This is a genomic window from Rhizobium bangladeshense, assembly GCF_001662075.1.
In the GTDB taxonomy this organism is placed as follows: domain Bacteria; phylum Pseudomonadota; class Alphaproteobacteria; order Rhizobiales; family Rhizobiaceae; genus Rhizobium; species Rhizobium bangladeshense_B.
Window position 1 is genome coordinate 1 of the sequence record NZ_LYPL01000012.1, and the last position, 18,339, is coordinate 18,339.

The window sequence follows — 18,339 nt, forward strand, 5'->3', positions numbered from 1 at the left end:
GGCGGTCGATGCAATTGTAGGAGACGTTGGTCTGGCCGTCCTCGAACCACTTGATCGAGACCTTGCCGGTAAAGGAGGTGTTCTTGACCTTGGTATAGGGCTTGAACCAGTCGATCCGCTTGCCGTGTTTGCCCCAGAACTTATCCGGGTTCTCGACGCTCTCCTCGTACCATTTTTCATATCTTTCGCGGTCGATGAAGGCGCCCGCCCGAATGGCGCGAGGAACGGCATAAGCTTCGATAGCCACGGTTTAAGCTCCTTGATATTGGCTCGGGCAAGTTGATTCCGTGCGGTCGACGCGAATCCTCAAGCCCGTTCTGTCTGAATTCCATTGTCCGCTTGGGCCCGTCTGCGGGCACACTGACAGCAGGACCTTGGACTGCAACCAACTTTGACTGCTACATCATTTCCGGTCGCCTGATTGCGGAACCATCAAGGAACCGGCTCAGCCTGTAGGGCGAGATGTCCGTGATCGGGGTCTCGTTCATCACGATTTCGCTGACCAGACGACCTGCCCCGGGCCCGATAGCAAAGCCGTGTCCGCTGAACCCCGCGGCAATCACGTAGCCGGGCAATCGTTCCACTCTTGAAATCACGGGAACGAGATCCGGCGATGTATCGATGAGCCCTCCCCAGGCGCGCTCGACCCCGATTCCCTTGAGCGCTGGGTATTCGCTTTCAAGGTTCCTCAATGCGAGCTTCACGAGCTCCCGGTCGGGCGCAGGATCCAGAATGCGGTTTTTTTCGAATGGCGAGATTTCATCGTTCTCCCAGCTGCTGAGAGCATCAGGCCCATTCCAGAAGCTGCTGTTCAGACGGTACTTCAGCTTTTTGCCGATCTTGCTGCGGTACATCTGATAGAATTTGAACGCGTATCGCATCCCTCGCGGCGTGATGTCGAGCGTACCACGTCCCGGGACGGCAATCGTGTAGGCGCCGTCTGTCCGACGTCGCAACACGAAGTTTGAAGCCGAAAGACATCCTGCTTGAATGATTTCGGGCGCCCGGGTCGTCTTAATTGCGGTCCCGGCGATGTTTGCGACGGGTAGCTCTATGCCATATCGATGAGAAAAGCGGGAAGCCCATGCTCCGCCAGCGCAAACAACAGTACTGGCTTTCACGAGCCCTCGCTCTGTCCACACGCCTGCCACCCGGCCGTTGACAATGTCGAGGCCCCGAACGGCGCAGTTTTGATGGAGCGACACGCCCTTTTCCTTCGCGGCCTCGGCGATGGCAGGGACAGCAAGACTGGGCTCGGCTCGCCCATCCGTCGGAGACCACACGCCTCCAACCCAGGAGGACGTGCCGCCCGAAGCCCGCTCATTTGCTTCGGAAGCACTGAGGATCTGGCTATGAAATCCTTGACCGCGTGCAGCCTGGCCCCACTTTTCCCAACGAGCGACATCGGCTTCGTTTTTGGTGCAGTAAAGTATCCCGGTTCGACGAAAGCCAAGATCACGGCCTATTTCCGCGCCCAATTCCTCCCAGCGCCGCAGACTGTACATGGCTAGCGCAAGTTCATACAGGTCGCGGTTCTGCTGGCGAACCCATCCCCAGTTGCGGCTCGACTGCTCGCCACCGACGATGCCTTTTTCGAGCAGGGCGACTGATACACCTTTCCGGGTGAGCTCATAGGCCGTGCAGGTACCCACGATCCCTGCCCCGATAACGACGACGTCGACCTCGGTTGGAAAAGAGGCACTATCACTTACTTTTTGAACCTGGACCGGCATAGTCACTATTCCTTTGGCATCGTGTTCCAGTCATCGCCGACAGGAACGATAAAGCTCAACAATCAGTCGTCACGAAATACGGAACATTCCAGATGCCTGGGGCGGCGATGGCCCCTCCTCTGATCCGCCGACATCACGTGCGCGTCAGTGGCGGATGTCTCTTTTGGTGGCAGCCGACATGCTGCTTCTCAACTGTGATCACCGCGAACATCAAGCGCATCGCGCAACCCGTCGCCGATGAAGTTGAAGCTTGTTACAGCGATCGTTATGGCCGCGCCGGGAATGATCGCCAGCCATGGCGCCGTCCCAAGATATTGCTGTGCGCCGTTCAGCATATTGCCCCAACTGGGCAGCGGCGGCTGAATTCCATAGCCGAGGAAGCTGATATAGGCTTCCATCAGGATCGCCCGGGCGACAGTCAGGGTGGCCGCCACGATGATCGGACCCATGGCATTGGGAAGGATCTCGCGGAACATGATATGCGTTGCGCTCAGTCCCAGCATGCGGCCGGCAAGCACGAATTCACGCTCGCGTAGCGAGCGGACCTCCGCCTCGACAATGCGGGCAACTTCCATCCAGCTCGTCGCAGCAATGACGACGGTTATCATGATCGGGCTTGGCTTCAGTGCAGCGGCAAGAGCAAGCACTAGGAAGATGGACGGGAAGGAAAGGAAGCCATCCACGGCACGCATCAGCACCGTGCCGACGAGGCCACCCCGATATCCCGCCACCACGCCGACAAGGGTTCCGATCAGTGTCGACAACAGCATCGCCGAGAAACCGACCAGGAGCGAAATACGGCCCGCCATGAACAACCGCGCCGCCAGGTCTCGTCCCAGCGGGTCGGTGCCCAGATAATGTCGGCCGGTCAGCGGCGGCGCGAAGCGGGCGCGCAGATCAATATAGAGTGAATCGTACGGCAACAAATGGGGTCCCAAGACGCAAGCCAGCGTCAGGAGAGCGATCATCACTATGCCGATGAGGGCCAGATGGTGGTTCATGAAACGGTGCGCAGTTCGGCTGTTCCACCAGCGCTCCCGGGTCGAATTTGCAGCAATGGCAGTCATGATGGCTGACTCCTGATGAGCGTTCATGGCGCTTAACTCAGACGGATGCGGGGATCTATGATGGCGACAACGATGTCGGCGGCGAGGTTGCTCACCACGACAAGGATCGCCGAGAACATAAGCAATCCCATCACTACCGGGTAGTCACTGTAGCCGAGGCTGTCGAGAAACAGGCGCCCCATGCCCGGCCAGGTAAATACCGTCTCGGTGACCAAAGCACCCGTTAGGATACTGGGAAGCTGCATCCCAAGGAGCGTGATCATCGGTAGGAGTGCATTGCCGATCACATGTTTCATCAGGATGCGGCGCTCACTTAGTCCTTTGGCGCGGGCTGTCTTGATGAATTCCTGATTGATAACGTCGAGAGTAGCCGTTCGCATGTAGCGGCTCCAGATGGCGACATGCACGAGCGCGAGCACGATGCTGGGCAGAATAAGATGGTGGAGATAGTTCAGAACGGACTCGTCGCCGATCGTGTACATGTTGCCTGCTGGCAGCCAGCCGAGTTTGAGCGAGAATACGTAAATGCCGATGAGGCCGAACCAGAAAGTCGGGATCGAAAGGGCCACCATCGCACCGACCGTCGCCATGTAGTCGAAAATCGAATAACGCTTTGTGGCGCCGCGGACACCGATCCACGTGCCGATAGCGATCGCGATAACCGTGGACGATCCCATCAGCAACAGCGTTGCCATGAGGTGCCGTCCAATCACCTCGAGAACTGGCGCCCCGTCGCGGAAGGAGTGGCCCCAGTCTCCTCTTAGAAGGCGCCAGGCCCAATCCAGATACTGGATCCACAGAGGGCGGTTCAGGCCCAACTGCTCCGTAAGCCGGTTCAAGTCATCCTGCGTCATACTCGCATCGAGCCCAAATTGTGCCAGAGGCCCGCCGGGAATGAGGTTGAGCACCGCGAAGCCAATGACGGAAACGATCAGAAGCAGTACTAGGCTCTGAGCGAAGCGGTTAAGTAGGAAGCTACGCATTCAGCTCTCCCTGTGATAGCGCCAATAGAGGTCGCCGCCGCGGCGCGCGGCGGCGACGTGAGGTTTACTCAGCTCTTCCAGTGCCAGCCGGCGGCATGCCACGATGCCGTGCGCGTGTTTGTATTCGGTTCCCAGCCTTCAAGGCCTTCCTTTGTGCCAACCACATAGGTGGCGGCAAACAGGGGAAGAAAAGGAAGGTCCTGACGCACGATTTCCTGAATACGGAAATAGATTTCGCGACGCGCTTCCCGATCGAACGTTTGAGCACCCTTCTTGAGCAGCGCATCCACCTCTGGATTGGAATACTGGCCGACGTTCGATCCCTTTCCACCCTTCGCGGCAATCGCGCTGCTCGCAAGACGGTTGGTGGCGTCGGGGTCCGCGGCAATCAGATGCGTGACGCCCGAGATTGCCGTGTCGAACTGTGACTTTAGCCAGAATTCGCCAAACATGACGGCAGCCGGCAAATTCGAGATGGTCATCTGGACGCCAATTTCCGCGAATGTCTGCTGCAGGAACTGCTGCACCTGCTCGCGGAGATTGTTGCCTGATGTCGTCGAGTTGTTGAACGCCAGCCTTACCCCATTCTTCTCACGTATTCCGTCCGACCCCGGTACCCAGCCGGCGTCGTCGAGGAGCTTACGTGCGGCGTCGAGATTGAACTCCTGCGCCGGAAGGTTCGGATTGAAGTAGTACGACTTCTTTGGCATGAAGGTTTCGGTCGTTGTGACCACGCCAAAATAGAGCGCGTCGATGATCGCCTTTCTGTCCATTGCGGCATAGAGTGCCTGGCGCACGGCCAGTTCCTTGAACTGCGGCCGCTCGAGATTGAGATAGAACGACTCGACGGAGGAGCCGGGCACCAGGCTCACCACGCGGCCCGGCAGTTTGCTGGCTTCCTCGTAGTGGTCGGCCGTGAGGTAGGCTTGATCTGTGAGGTCGATGTCACCGCTCTTGAACTGGGTGTAGAGCACCGTCTGGTCAGGAATGTACTTGAAGACGACCTGTTCGACATATGGGCCATCTCCAAAATAATCCGGGTTGGCCGCCAGTTCGAGATGGTCGCCGGCGACACGCTGGCTCCACTTGAAGGCGCCGGTGCCAACGGGCGCCTGATTGAAGGCTGCTGCATTTGGATCAGCTTCCTTCTCGAGAAGATGTTTTGGCACGATGAAGGTTTCGGTGAGAAACGACAGGTAAGGAGCGAAAACCTGCTCCATGCGCCAGGTGATTTCCGTTGGGGAGACCACCTTGATATCACGCACAAGCGAATGGCCGCCTGTGCGCCAGGCGCGGAACTTCGGATTTGTGATCAGTTCAAGGGTGAACTTCACATCCTCGGCCGTAAAGGGCTTGCCATCATGCCAGCGAACATCGTCACGCAGACGGACGCGCCAATTCAGGCCATCCTCGGAGATGCCGCCGTTCTTCTGCGTGGGCACTTCTGCCGCAAGATTGGGCTGGACCTCGCCGTCGGGATCCATGCGGAAAAGGGCGTCGAAGAGCGAGAAGTGTACCGCATCGTCCACTTCGATATGTGCCATCAGCGGATTGAAAACGGTGGGTTCCTGCGACAGCCCGACCACGACGCGACCCGCGGGTTTCTTGTCGGCGGCCCGGGCAATGTCTGGCTTGCCGATCAGGTTGGGAGCGGCAAAGCACGCAATGCCGCCTGCCGCCATCAGGCGCAGTGTGTCGCGCCGAGAATAGTTCGTTTTGGTCGTCGGATCTTTTGTCATTTTTATTCCCTCTCTTTTGCTCATTAGGAAGCTACTGCCAGGAGCTAATTGAACTTTCTCAAGCGTCTCTCCGTCGTTCTCCCGGGATTGCAGCCACAAGTTCACGCGTGTAGTCGGATTGCGGTTTCAGGAAGATCTGTGACGGGGGGCCGCGCTCGACGACCCGGCCCTTTTGCATCACTGCAATTTCATCGCAGATCTGGCTGGCGACACGAAGATCATGGGTAATGAAGACCATTGATACGCCCGTCTCGCGCTGGATCTGGTCAAGCAGCTTGAGGATCTGGGCCTGGATCGACACGTCAAGTGCGGAGACAGCTTCGTCGGCAATCAGCAGCTTAGGCTTGAACATCAGCGCCCGGGCGATGCCGATGCGCTGGCGCTGACCACCCGAGAATTCGTGCGGGTAGCGGCCGAAGGCGCCAGCATCGAGACCGACGTGGGAAAGCAAAGCGCGGGCCTCTTCGCGCGCCTGTGCGTAGGGCATACCATGTGCGACAGGCCCGACGGTCAGTATCTGACCGATAGTGGAGCGCGGATTGAGCGAGGCAAAGGGGTCTTGAAAGATCATCTGAATTCGAGGGCGCAGCGGCCGGAACTCGGATTCCGTGAGCTTGACGATGTCCCTGCCCTCAAACAGGATCTGACCGCTGTCGCTGTCCTGAAGCTTGATCAGGAGCCGTCCCAACGACGATTTTCCGGAGCCGCTCTCACCGACAATGCCAAGGGTGCGGCCTGCAGCCAAGGTGAATGAGGCCTCCTGCACCGCAGGCACGATACGCTGGCTGCCGAACAGCGCGCTGCCGCTGCGATAGGTCTTGCACAAACCGTTGACCGCCAGAATCGTCTCGTCGCTGGTGCGCGACTCAAGCTTTCTGTCTTCGCCCGTGAGGTGCGGAACGGCGGCGATCAGCCGCTGGGTGTAGGGGTGGCTGGGGGAATTGAGAACCTGATCGGCGGTGCCCTGTTCGACGATCCGCCCCTTCTCCATAACCACGACGCTGTCGGCAATTTCAGCCACGACGCCGAAGTCGTGGGTGATGAACATGACGCTCATGTCCTTGCGGCGCTGAATGTCACGAATGAGCTTAAGGATCTGCGCCTGCGTGGTTACGTCAAGGGCTGTCGTCGGTTCGTCTGCGATCAGAACGGTCGGCTCAAGGGCGAGCGCCATCGCGATCATGACGCGCTGGCGCTGACCACCGGAAAGCCTGAAAGGATACTGGTGGTACATCAGTTCCGGATCGGGCAGACCGACTTCGGTCAGCAATTCGAGCGCGCGGTCTCGGCGCGAGGCCTTGGTGCCCACTCCATGGGCTGCCATCACTTCAGTAACCTGCTCCCCCACCGTCATCAGCGGGTTGAGCGCCGAAAGCGGATCCTGAAAGATCATGGACACGACGCGGCCGCGCAGCTGGCGCAGTTTTTTTGCCGGCGCGCCGACTATGGCGGCTCCATCGAGATTGATCGCGCCGGAAGAGACTGGAATGATCTTCGGCAAGAGTCCCATGATCGTGTTCGCCGTTACCGACTTGCCCGATCCAGACTCCCCAATGATACAAAGGATCTGACCACGCTTCAGGTCGAACGAGACGTTTTCGACGGCATGAGCCCTTTCCATGCCCTTCGGCAGGTCGACTGTCAGAGCACGAACCGAAAGCGCTGCGTCGTCTGCTGTAACAGCTTCAGTCGTAACGGCCATCGATATATCTCCTTGTTACGCAGCTTCTTGATGAGGTTCTTGTCGCGGCCCACGCGTGCCGCTCATACCTCTCGAGCGGTGCACAACTGGTTCCCTGGGCTTCAGCGTCTTTCGCTACCAATCTACGTTGGTTCTGCGATTAATATAAGATTGGTCTTGCCATTGGTGTCAATATAGATCAAATTGGTTTCGCGAAATATTTATCGGAGGGCACATGAGCGTGGTGCTGAAGGATTTCATTGAAGCGGAAGGTTTGGAGCCAGGGGATCGACTGCCTCCTGAGCGTGACTTGGCGCTGAAACTCGGGCTGCCGCGTACCGCCCTCAGAAGGATGCTCAGTTCGCTAGAGAAGGAAGGCCGCCTCATCAGGCATGTTGGCAGAGGGACCTTTATCGCCGGCAGCGGCGTAAGTTCCAGCGCCCTCCGCCGCCCGGCAATCAGTGAGGGAGACACATTGCGCACCTATCCGGCGGAAGTCTTTGAGGCGAGGCTGATCATCGAGCCGAAAATCGCAGCGTTGGCAGCCTTGCGCGCCACCAGACAGGAAGTCGAAGAAATGCAGAAATCAATCGCCCGAGGCAGCGCGTCGGAATCTCTGGGCGAATTCGAGAAATGGGATGCCGTCTTTCATCGCATCATCGTCCAAGCTGCGCGAAACGGCCTTCTTGCCTCCCTTTATGAAGGCATTCACGCAGTGCGGGCGGGAAACCTCTGGGGAAAAATGAAGGAACAATCGCTGACCTCTGAGCGCATGACGGCCTATATCGTCAGCCATCAGGCGATTCTCGACGCGATCAAGGATCGCGACAGCAGAGAGGCTGAGCGAAACATGTACGACCACATCATTGATGCCAGAACAAACATACTCGGCCCCAGCATCTGAGAACGCGATTTGAGCGATTGGTATCGATTGCTTGCCATCTTGGTCTAACCCCGACACCCTCGACTATCTGACGAAGCGGGGGGTGCCGGTCGAACCGCTCGCTTCAGGAGCCAAACTGCGCGCGAAGCCACTTTAGGAAATCTCGCTTTCTGGCATCGCCATCAAAAGCAAGGCGGCTCAAGAGGATGTAACTATAGCCGTTGCTGGAGAATCCGTGGGGTGCCACGAGTTGCCCGCTTCTAACAGCGTCGGCTACCAAGGGCTCCGGGCCGATCGCTGCGCCAAACCCAGCGATGGCAGCCTCGATGCTCAGATAGAAATGTTCGAACATGTGGCTACCGGGTGGATTTGTATCTCCGATCCGGTTATCCGCCAGGTACCTTGCCCATGCATCTCGACGCGTTGCCGAATGAATTCGAGGCAAGGAGAGAATGTCATCTGCGCCGGCTGCCAGCAGGCGCGGCGCACATACTGGACCGACACGTTCTTCGACAACTGTTTCCACAAAGAGTTCCGGCGACCAGCCAAAGTCGCTCCTGCGTAGCGCCAAATCGATGTGACTTCTGTCGAAGCTCACCGGGCCGCCAGCGGCATATACGTGAACCTCAATGTCCGGATGGAGTGCATTGAATTGCGGGAGGCGCGGGATCAGCCAGCGCTGCGTGAACGTCGGTTCACATGAGATAACCAGCGGTGCCGAACCGCCACGTTTTATTTCGTCGCAGCAATCGCTGATCTGGCGGAACACTTCGCTCATCGTGGCAAGCAGGCGCCGGCCCGCGTCGGTGAGGAAAACAGCCCTGTTTCTTCGTTCAAAAAGGGCCACGCCCAAGTCTTCCTCAAGCAAGCGTATTTGCTTGCTGACGGCGCTATGCGTAACGAACAATTCATCGCCGGCACGCCCGAAATTCAAATGACGTGCGGCGGATTCAAAGGCTCTGAGCGCGGATAAAGAAGGAAATCGTGCGGCCATATCTGTGAGCTAAAGTGACTGAATTCCGTCAGAATTGATCGTTTTTCCGCCAAAAGCAATAGCGCTAATATCCTCGTCATTACATGGAAAGCCGACAGGACCGCGACCTTTGAAGGTAGGAATCCTAGCAGATGATCTGACGAGTGCGACGGATGGTGCTGGACCATTCGTGAGCATGGGGCACAGGTGCCTGGTTTTAACCGACTACCGGCAGCCGTCGGCGGAAAATGTGTCGATCATATCGGTGAACAAGGCAAGCCGCACCGCATCGGTTGAAGACGCTGCCGATCGGGCGAGGAAGGCGGCGAGAAGCCTCGCGTCCGCGGATATCCTTTACAATACCGTCGATTCCACCATTCGCGGCCACGTTGGAGCGGAGATAACAGCCGCGCTCGCAGCTTCCGGTCGGGAAATTGCAATCGTCGCTCCGGCTTTCCCCGCCGGTGGACGAACCACCGAACGCGGGCGGCAGCTTCTTCGCGGAGTGCCGTTGGAGGAAACCGAATTTGCCAAGGACCCGCTACATCCCATAACGGACTCTCATCTTCGCGCTCTGTTTCGGGGCATCCCGGAGGCGGAAGTGCGTTTTCTCACGCTTGCGGAAGTGCGGGCGTTGAAGTGCGGCGAACTTGTCGCTGATGGCAGAAAGTTGCTGATCGCCGATGCGACTGTGCAACAAGACCTGGCCCTGCTGGTGAAGTCGGCGGCCGATCCAAAGTCCATCCTTTGGTGTGGATCTCCGGGCCTGGCGATTGCACTGGCGAATTATGTGGGCCGGGCTGATGAAATCGCGCGGCCCACGGCCACAGGGTCTCTCAATCTCTTTGTCATCGGTAGTGTCAATCCACAGAGCCGCGAGCAATGCTCAAGACTGATGAGGACCGGTAACGTACGACAGATCATTGTCGACGCCGAGATGGCGTCTCGCTCCCCTGTTCTCGCCGCCGAAAGCACCGTTGCGGAGTACCGCCGATTTGGATCCGGCGGCGATATTATTCTCACCACCTCCGAAGGGAGCGTGTGCGCCGATCCTCGGTCCATCGCAATCGCTCTTGGCCGGGTTGTGCGGGCAGTCATGGGGAGTCATCCCGTGACTGGGCTTTTCCTGACGGGCGGAGACACTGCTGAATCCGTGTTGAGCGAACTTGAGATTGGTTCACTCGAACTCCTCAGCGAAGTCGAGCCCGGAATTCCGGTCGGCCGCACCACGGGACCGGATCCCATTCACATTATCACAAAGGCAGGCGGCTTCGGTTCGCCGAATATCCTGCTGAAATCAGCTGAGTTGCTTCGGGGCCTCTGGCTTGGAGATAGGAAATGAAGAAGCCAATTGGAATAACGATGGGCGATCCCTGCGGAATCGGGCCGGAAATTATCGCCCGTGTTTTCGCGGACGGGCTGCCGGAACAAGCGGTGGTGATCGGTGATGCCAAGGTGATGGAGCGTGCCGTCCGTGCTCTTAATCTTCCTCTTCAGGTACAGGCCGTCGCATCAGTCGATGACGCTCTCCCAAACGGCAGACTGATGGCCGTTCTCAACGTCTCGGACCTGCCGGACGATTTGCCGATCGGTCACGTGGACGCTCGTGCCGGGCGCGCCAGCTACGACTATGTCGTACGGGCGATCGACGAAGCTCTGGCAGGAAACATCGGAGCGATCGTCACCGCGCCGATCAACAAGGAAGCGATGAAGAAGGGCGGGCTCAATTACCCCGGCCATACGGAAATCCTTGCTGAGCGGACGGGGACCGACAAGTTCGCGATGATGCTGGCCAACGACGAGCTGCGCGTCATTCTGGTCACGATCCACGTATCATTACGCGATGCCATCGACCTCGTGACAGAGGATTCGGTTTTCCGAACGATCGAATTGGCGCACCGGGCAGGCAAGGCTTATGGGATTCCGTCGCCGCGCGTTGCGGTGGCTGGCCTCAATCCCCATGCCGGTGAAAACGGTATGTTCGGACGCGAAGATCTCGACATCATTGCACCGGCAATCAGCCGGGCTCGGGAAGTCGGAATAAACGCGTCCGGTCCTTGGCCCGGAGACACGATTTTCATGCGGGCCCGCAGGGGCGAGTTCGATATCGTCGTCGCGCAATATCACGATCAGGGCCTCATCCCGGTCAAGTATCTCGGTATCGACAACGGCGTCAACGTCACCATCGGTTTGCCTTTCATCCGCACCAGCGTCGATCACGGTACGGCATTCGACATCGCCGGCCAGGGTACGGCCGATCATTCCTCTCTTCGCTACGCCTTCGATCAGGCGCTGCTTCTCAACGCTATCTAGGAGCGCTTTCGATGCCCCAGACTTCTCCCGACTTCATTTTCATGCTCACCAATCAGGATCGCACCGTTGCCGACGCGGCCGAGCGCCTCAACGATGTGCTTGCTGCCGGCATCACGCATGTGGGCTTCAAGGATATCGGGTTGCCGTTCGACCACCTTTTGGTCCTTGCTTCAGAGATCAAGGCAGCGGGTGCGACGCTCTATCTGGAGGTTGTAAGCCTTGACGAGGAGAGCGAGCAGCGATCCGCGCTGGCCGCGGTAGACCTTGGCGTCGACGTCTTGATGGGCGGAACCAGACCAGATGTCGTTCTGCCGATTATTGCAGGAAGGAACATCCAGTACTATCCGTTCCCCGGCCAGATCGTGGGCCATCCGAGCAAGCTCGAAGGGACGATCGAGACGATTGTGGAAAGCGCCCGTCAGCTGACGGCCATCGATGGTGTCAACGGTCTCGATCTGCTCGCTTATCGCTTCAACGGCGATGTCGAGGCGCTGATGACCCGGGTATGTGAGGCGATCGACAAGCCCGTGGTGGTTGCCGGGTCGATCGACAGCCTTCAAAGGATGGCGGCCGTCGTGCGATCTGGCGCTGCAGGGTTTACCATCGGAACCGCGGCTTTCAACGGCGCATTTTCCGGCAGTTCCAATCTGCGACTGGAGATCGAGACTGAGATCGACGTGCTCAAGCGGATTCAAGCTGACGCTGATGATATCGCACGGTCCGCATTAACATCGAACTAAATCGAACCTTCACCAGCCATTAATTGCCATCTTTACTGTTTGGCGACAAGGTAATTTCGAATTTGGAGACCAGATATGGATCTAGCGAAGTTCGACCCCGCCGCCCGGTTGACGGCCACGACTACTCTCGAGGCGTTGGAAACGCCCTGTCTGGTTCTGGATACGGACCGGATGGACCGAAATATCACGCGGCTTAGAAACCAGCTCGATGGTCTGGGCGTCTCGCTACGGCCCCATCTGAAGACGGCAAAGTCGATTGACGTGGCGCGGCGAGTCATGATCGCCCCTGAGGGCCCTGCGACCGTCTCCACGCTGAAGGAAGCTGAGCAATTCGCGGCCGATGGCCTTCGCGACATGATCTATGCTGTCGGGATCGCCCCGGCAAAGCTCATGCGTATCGTCGAATTGCGCGCCAAGGGCGTCGATCTCGTGGTGGTCCTTGATACCGTCGAGCAGGCGCGGGCGGTTGTCGAGGCGTCCCGAAAGACCGGAACGCGGATCCCAGCCATGATCGAGATCGATTGCGACGGCCACCGCTCGGGTGTCGTTCCCGCCAATCACGTCCAGTTGCTGGAGATCGGGCAGGCGCTGGCGGCAGGTGCCGAGCTGCGCGGCGTTCTGACCCATGCCGGCGACAGCTACAAGGGTGGGGGCCACGACGCACAGCAGCGCTATGCGGAAGCGGAGCGAGCGGCCGTTGTGGGAGCTGCGCAACTTCTGCGCGGTGCCGGCCTGCCCTGCCCCGTCGTCAGCGTCGGTTCGACGCCGACGGCCCATCACGCCAAGGATCTTACTGGAGTGACCGAGGTGCGTGCAGGCGTATTCGTGTTCTTTGACCTGGTGATGGCGGGAATCGGAGTCTGCCAGGTCGACGACATTGCGCTCAGCGTTCTTGCAACGGTGATCGGGCACCAGCGCGAAAAGGGCTGGATCATAACCGATGCGGGATGGATGTCGCTGTCGCGGGACCGTGGCACCAGCAAGCAAGCCGTTGACCAGGGATATGGCCTCGTCTGTGACATACAAGGCGAGACCTATCGTGACATCATCGTTGCCGATGCGAACCAGGAGCATGGAATTATCGCCGTGCGGCCCGGGTCGCACGCTCGCCTGCCCGATCTGAGGGTCGGAGACCGCGTGCGGATCCTGCCGAACCATGCCTGCGCGACGGCGGCGCAGCACGAAGCCTATCATGTTGTCCGAGGTCCATCGCACGCCGTTGAGGCCCGGTGGCCACGCTTCGGAGGTTGGTGATGTCACCCGTCATAACTGTAAATACCGATCGTGCGCCCAGGCCTGCAGGTCATTATGTCCAGGCGAAGCTGACAGGTCAGCAGCTATATATTTCAGGGCAGCTCCCGATCCGACCGGATGGAGCCTCCCTTCCCGACGACAGTTTCGCGACGCAGGCCGGGCAGGCCATCGACAACATGCTGGCCATTCTGCAAGCCGCAGGCGGAACCCCGAGCGATCTCGTCAGGGTGACGGCCTATATCGTCGACGTCACCAATTGGCCCGACTTCAACCAGGTCTTTGCCGCACGGTTGGGAGAGGCGCGCCCCGCGCGCACCGTGGTTCCTGTGCCCGAGCTCCACTACGGCTATCTTGTCGAAGTCGACGCGATCGCCACCATCGAAAAACACCCCAGTGCCGTGCAAGAAGCAAATCCCGTCAACGTGACAGTGAAAGAAAGTGAAAGGCGATGATTTTTTCGTCTGACAACTGGTCCGGCGCGCATGCCGCGATTGGCGCAAGCCTGATGGCGCATGCGGGCGGCTATGCATCGAACTACGGTACCGGCGATCTAGACCGAAAGGTGGAAAAAAAATTCGCGGAGATTTTCGAAAGGGATGTCGCCGTCTTTTTCGTCGGCACCGGAACGGCCGCCAATTCGCTCGCGCTTGCGACAGCCCACCGTGCAGGCGGCGTCGCCTTCTGCCATAGCCAGGCTCACGTCATCGCCGACGAATGCGGTGCGCCGGAGTTCTTTTCACACGGCGCCCGCCTCAAGCCGGTTGACGGAACGAGAGGCAAGATTGGCCCCGATCGCCTCGAAGCCGAGATTCGTCGCTTCCCACTCGACAATGTTCAGGGTGGGCAGCCGACAGCAGTATCGCTGACACAGGCAACGGAAAGGGGCACGGTCTATTCGCTCGCCGAAATAGATGCGCTCGCTGCCGTTTGCCGGCCCCACAAGCTGCCGCTGCATATGGATGGTGCTCGCTTTGCCAACGCGCTTGTCAGCTTGGATGTCACGCCTGCCGAAATGACCTGGAAGCGAGGCGTTGACCTCGTCTCCTTTGGCGGCACCAAGAACGGCTGCTGGTGCGCCGAAGCGCTGCTGCTCTTCGATCTCTCGAAGGCGCAAGAGTTGCACTTCATGCGAAAGCGCTCCGCCCAGCTCTTCTCGAAATCGCGCTTCGTTTCGGCGCAATTCGACGCCTACTTTGCTGGCGATCTCTGGCTGGACCTCGCCCGCCACGCCAATGCCATGGCTGCGCTCCTTGCCGAGGGCATCACCGCCTCCAAGACAAGCCGCTTGGCTTGGCAGGCCGACGCCAACCAAGTCTTCGCTATCCTGAAGAAGGACGTCGCTGCGAAACTCCGCCAACAAGGTGCAATCTTCTATGACTGGCCCGTACCCCAGGACCTCGATGGAAGCCTGGCCCCGGATGAAGGTCTCCATCGGCTGGTGACCAGTTTTGCAACGAGCGCCGACGATGTCGGCCGTTTCGTATCGACCTGCTGATACAACGATTCGGAGGGGCGGGTTCCATACTCCGAGCCAATGATCCGCATTTTCAACCTGTCCTTGCGGCGTCCTCACTTTGAAGAGGCCTCGGCGGGAAGGGCAGTAGTCCAATGAGGTCTGCCAATGTCACCACTCCTCAAACGCATACAGAGCGATCAAGAGCTTCCCGCCAAGACGGACGTCGTCGTCATCGGCGGCGGCATCGTTGGTGCCTCGGCGGCATTTTTCCTTGCTGAGCGGGGGCTCTCCGTTGCTTTGGTGGAAAAGGGATATGTCGGCGGTGAACAGTCCAGCCGAAACTGGGGCTGGTGCCGCCGGCAGAACCGCGATGAGCGCGAATTGCCACTGTCGGGGATTTCCATGCAGGCGTGGGACCAGTTCGCCGCCAAAATCGACGAGGACGTCGGCTTCCGCCGATGCGGTCTGTTCTACGCGACGGACAACCCTCAGCAGCTGGCGGAATGGGAACAATGGCTTGATCTCGCCCGGCAATTTGGCGTCAACACGAAGATGCTGACTGCCCTTGAAGCGCATGACAGAATTCCGGCGCAAGACCGTCGTTGGCTCGGCGGCGTCCATTCAGTCGACGACGGTAAAGGCGAACCGGCCATTGCCGCGCCGACGATCGCGAATGGCGCCCGCAAATTTGGCGCGACCATCCATCAGCAGTGCGCTGCAAGGGGCCTCGATATCGTCAATGGTGCAGTTGCTGGGGTGATCACCGAAAAAGGGATTATCAGAACGCAGGCCGTTCTGAACGCCGGCGGTGCGTGGACGTCCATGTTCTGCCGCCAGTACGGCGTGCAGTTCCCGCAGGCAAGCGTGCGCCAAACGGCAATTCGGACGCGCCCCACAGCCAATCTTGGCGAGGCAATCTATACACCAGAGTGCTCGCTGACCCGCAGGTTGGATGGCAGTTACACGCTTGCTGTCAGCGGTAGGGCGACCTTGGATATCACGCCCCAGGGCATCCGCTATGCGCGCTGGTTCATGCCGATGTTTTTGAAGCGGCTGAAAGCAGTCCAAATCGGCGTCAGCAGATCCATGTTCCGTGGGCCGGAGGCGCTGGCGAGCTGGACCAAGGATACCATTTCGCCTTTCGAGCGGATCCGGGTTCTCGACCCGACGCCGAGTCGCCGGACAATCGCGTCTATTCTGAAAGGTGTCACCGAGCAGTTCCCGGCGCTTAAAGGTATCGAAATCGCCGACAGTTGGGGCGCCTATGTGGATTGCACACCGGACGCGGTGCCGGTTATCTCGGCGTCCGGTCACGTGAAGGGCCTTTATTTGGCGGCCGGCGGCTCCGGCCATGGCTTCGGCATTGGCCCTGGCATTGGTCGCTTGGCCGCTGACCTTGTTGCTAACGATAAACCCTGCGTCGATCCGACGCCTTTCCGCCTGTCGCGCTTCTTTGACGGCTCCAGAGTCGAGGTGGGCGGTCTCTGATTGTGCCGGAAGGCCCGCAGGGTCGGAAGGAACTTCCCAGGACCTGTCCGGTATCTTGTAACCGGAGACCGGCGAGGAGCTCATCAGAGCCTGTGGCTGAATAGCTTCGTCAGCGGCATGTGCGCCTTGCGGATCGGCGATTTCAGCACGACGTAGGTGAAATACTTGTCAATGCCGACGTCCAGCTCGATCAGCTGCTCCATGATCTCCTGATATTCGCCTACCCCGGTGGTCACGAACTTCAAGAGATAATCGTAACCGCCCGAGATCACATAGCACTCGATGAGCTGCTCGATCTTCTCGATAGCGGCGAGGAAGCGAGCAAAGTCGGTCTGCCGGTGATTCTTCAGCGTCACCTCGGTGAAGACCGTTACTGTCTGCCCCAATTTGGCGACATTGATCTGAGCCGTATAGCCCTCGATGTACCCCTCTGACTGCAGCTTCTTCATGCGCATCAGGCACGGGCTTGGCGATAGATTCACGACCTCGGAAAGCTCCACATTTGTCATTCGCCCATTCTGCTGCAACACGTTCAGTATATTGACGTCGATCCGATCGAGTTTCATGGACTTAGCTCCGCTGATGAAAGCGGCGCGAGCCGGTTTCGGCGACCCACGCCCCTATGTTACACCTATGCAACGGTCTTCTTGAGGGCGCATTCCATGCTTTCGAGGAAGCGATCCACATGCTCCGGCTGGCAGATCAATGGGGGTCGCACTTTCAGCGTATCCTCGTTGGCGCCGGTCGTACTGATAAGCACGCCATCGTCCCGCATCAAGTTTACGATCTCCAATGCCATAGCGCGCCGGCTGGCCTCGGCCATTCCATCCAGCCCGATGTCGATGCCGAAGAACAGCCCGGCATTTCGAATGCCGCGGATACCTTCGTGCAGTTTGGCAAGATGCTCCAGCCCCGCTTTGAGGCGATCGCCCATGGCATTCGCATGCTCGACTATTCGATCCCTATGCAGAATGGTCAGGACCGCGTCAGCTGCCGCGATCCCGACGGTGTTGCCGCCGAAGGTGTTTGAGTACCGCGCAGTAGCGCCAAAGCGATCCATTGGCGCCTTGCGGCCAACGACCGCGCCTATGGGAAAGCCATTGCCCATTGGTTTGCCAAGGGTGACGAGATCCGGGACAATCTGGTGCCGTTGGAAACCCCACATGTGGGTGCCTGTCCGTCCGAATCCTGGCTGAACTTCATCGGCAATTATGAGGCCACCCGCCTCGCGCACCGCCTTCACTCCGTCGGCGATAAACCCAGGCGGGTCCACCCAAACGCCGTCGCTCGAGAAAATGCTGTCGAAGAGCAGGGCCGCAATGCCAATGCCTCGCCGGTTCAGATCGGCGATAGCGGAGCGAACCTGTCGTTCAAAGAACGCCGCGGCTTGCTCCTCAGGTATGCCCGCGGGGCCGTGCAGCGACACCATGCGAACAGCGGGACTGAGCTTGACGGCGTCGCCCAGATTGGGTGATACCATCGCCGTCGCTGCGCTCGTGCCATGATAGGCATGGGAAGAGACGATCACGCCTTCCCGACCACTGGTCAGCCGGGCAATCCGTAGCGCCAGATCATTGGATTCACTACCCGTGCAGGTAAAGACAACGCGGTTCAGTTGTTCGGGGAAAGTTGCCACGAGCCGTTCGGCATAGTCGACAAGCCTGGGTTCGAGATAGCGGGTATTTGCGCTGAGTCGGCTGGCTTGTTCCGCCATGGCAGCATTGATCTCTGGATTGCAATGCCCGAGAGAGGGCACATTGTTATAGAAATCCAGATAGCGACGTCCGTCCGGATCGTAGAGCCACATGCCTTCGCCGCGCACGAAATGCACCGGCCGGCGGTATTGGAGCCTGTAGGAAGCTCCCAATACGCTGTCGCGGCGGGCGATCAGTTCAGATTCTCGGGGGGGAACCGTGGCTTCCCCGGGGGTGAAGCGGTTGGGCATGAGATCTGTGGACATGTCTTTGATCCTGCTTGTTTTCCATCCGCGAGAAGATCGCGCGGTACCGTGCTGATTATCAATGTGAGG

General features: G+C 59.0%; 17 protein-coding genes. 8 read left to right on the top strand and 9 right to left on the bottom strand.

What is annotated here, in order from left to right:
• From A7X77_RS21925 to A7X77_RS21950, 6 genes are all read right to left on the bottom strand, one after another.
• Positions 1-247 (bottom strand): acetyl-coenzyme A synthetase N-terminal domain-containing protein (locus A7X77_RS21925; RefSeq protein WP_280950346.1); only part of this gene is annotated, 247 nt, incomplete at its 3' end.
• A 151-nt stretch (positions 248-398) separates the two neighbouring features.
• Entirely contained in the window at positions 399-1,733 is a 1,335-nt protein-coding gene (locus A7X77_RS21930) for an NAD(P)/FAD-dependent oxidoreductase (RefSeq protein ID WP_064684953.1), read from the bottom strand.
• Between the two features lie 188 nt (positions 1,734-1,921).
• Complete coding sequence (locus tag A7X77_RS21935; RefSeq protein ID WP_064685144.1) at positions 1,922-2,800, bottom strand: ABC transporter permease; 879 nt, start codon at positions 2,798-2,800, stop codon at positions 1,922-1,924.
• Positions 2,801-2,832: 32 nt separating this feature from the next.
• On the bottom strand, positions 2,833-3,783 hold the full coding sequence (locus A7X77_RS21940) for an ABC transporter permease (RefSeq protein ID WP_064684954.1): 951 nt from the start codon (positions 3,781-3,783) through the stop codon (positions 2,833-2,835).
• Between the two features lie 68 nt (positions 3,784-3,851).
• Entirely contained in the window at positions 3,852-5,522 is a 1,671-nt protein-coding gene (locus A7X77_RS21945; protein ID WP_064684955.1) for a peptide ABC transporter substrate-binding protein, read from the bottom strand.
• Between the two features lie 58 nt (positions 5,523-5,580).
• Positions 5,581-7,224 (bottom strand): ABC transporter ATP-binding protein, encoded by a 1,644-nt coding sequence (locus A7X77_RS21950; RefSeq protein ID WP_064684956.1) that lies wholly within the window; start codon positions 7,222-7,224, stop codon positions 5,581-5,583.
• A 214-nt stretch (positions 7,225-7,438) separates the two neighbouring features.
• Here A7X77_RS21950 and A7X77_RS21955 point away from each other — a divergent pair, with 214 nt between their 5' ends.
• The gene (locus tag A7X77_RS21955) at positions 7,439-8,107 is read left to right on the top strand and encodes a FadR/GntR family transcriptional regulator (RefSeq protein WP_064684957.1); all 669 of its coding nucleotides are present in this window, start codon (positions 7,439-7,441) and stop codon (positions 8,105-8,107) included.
• 103 nt (positions 8,108-8,210) lie between these two features.
• Here A7X77_RS21955 and A7X77_RS21960 read toward each other — a convergent pair whose 3' ends face one another.
• On the bottom strand, positions 8,211-9,080 hold the full coding sequence (locus tag A7X77_RS21960; protein ID WP_064684958.1) for a LysR substrate-binding domain-containing protein: 870 nt from the start codon (positions 9,078-9,080) through the stop codon (positions 8,211-8,213).
• A 109-nt stretch (positions 9,081-9,189) separates the two neighbouring features.
• Here A7X77_RS21960 and A7X77_RS21965 point away from each other — a divergent pair, with 109 nt between their 5' ends.
• The 7 genes from A7X77_RS21965 to A7X77_RS21995 all read left to right on the top strand — a co-directional run bounded on the left by A7X77_RS21965 (position 9,190) and on the right by A7X77_RS21995 (position 16,310).
• On the top strand, positions 9,190-10,401 hold the full coding sequence (locus A7X77_RS21965) for a four-carbon acid sugar kinase family protein (RefSeq protein ID WP_064684959.1): 1,212 nt from the start codon (positions 9,190-9,192) through the stop codon (positions 10,399-10,401).
• Positions 10,398-11,372: a 4-hydroxythreonine-4-phosphate dehydrogenase PdxA gene (pdxA, locus tag A7X77_RS21970; RefSeq protein WP_064684960.1), complete on the top strand. Its 975-nt coding sequence runs from the start codon at positions 10,398-10,400 to the stop codon at positions 11,370-11,372. The genes A7X77_RS21965 and pdxA overlap by 4 nt, the downstream gene beginning before the upstream one ends.
• An 11-nt stretch (positions 11,373-11,383) precedes the next feature.
• A complete protein-coding gene (locus A7X77_RS21975) occupies positions 11,384-12,112 on the top strand; it encodes a hypothetical protein (RefSeq protein WP_064684961.1) in 729 nt (242 codons plus the stop codon).
• Positions 12,113-12,187: 75 nt separating this feature from the next.
• On the top strand, positions 12,188-13,366 hold the full coding sequence (locus A7X77_RS21980) for an alanine racemase (RefSeq protein ID WP_064684962.1): 1,179 nt from the start codon (positions 12,188-12,190) through the stop codon (positions 13,364-13,366).
• On the top strand, positions 13,366-13,818 hold the full coding sequence (locus A7X77_RS21985; RefSeq protein ID WP_064684963.1) for a RidA family protein: 453 nt from the start codon (positions 13,366-13,368) through the stop codon (positions 13,816-13,818). The genes A7X77_RS21980 and A7X77_RS21985 overlap by 1 nt, the downstream gene beginning before the upstream one ends.
• Positions 13,815-14,861 (top strand): threonine aldolase family protein, encoded by a 1,047-nt coding sequence (locus A7X77_RS21990; protein WP_064684964.1) that lies wholly within the window; start codon positions 13,815-13,817, stop codon positions 14,859-14,861. Before A7X77_RS21985 ends, A7X77_RS21990 begins: the two co-directional genes overlap by 4 nt.
• Positions 14,862-14,987: 126 nt before the next feature.
• Complete coding sequence (locus A7X77_RS21995) at positions 14,988-16,310, top strand: NAD(P)/FAD-dependent oxidoreductase (RefSeq protein ID WP_064684965.1); 1,323 nt, start codon at positions 14,988-14,990, stop codon at positions 16,308-16,310.
• 83 nt (positions 16,311-16,393) lie between these two features.
• On the opposite strand, the gene A7X77_RS22000 is transcribed toward A7X77_RS21995, so the two are convergent.
• Together A7X77_RS22000 and A7X77_RS22005 are read right to left on the bottom strand one after the other, a co-directional pair.
• Positions 16,394-16,876, bottom strand: a complete 483-nt coding sequence (locus tag A7X77_RS22000; RefSeq protein WP_064684966.1) for an Lrp/AsnC family transcriptional regulator — start codon at positions 16,874-16,876, stop codon at positions 16,394-16,396.
• Positions 16,877-16,941: 65 nt separating this feature from the next.
• Positions 16,942-18,270 carry an aspartate aminotransferase family protein gene (locus tag A7X77_RS22005; protein WP_064684967.1) on the bottom strand — a complete coding sequence of 443 codons (1,329 nt, stop codon included), beginning with the start codon at positions 18,268-18,270 and terminating at the stop codon, positions 16,942-16,944.
• Between the last annotated feature and the right edge of the window lie 69 nt (positions 18,271-18,339).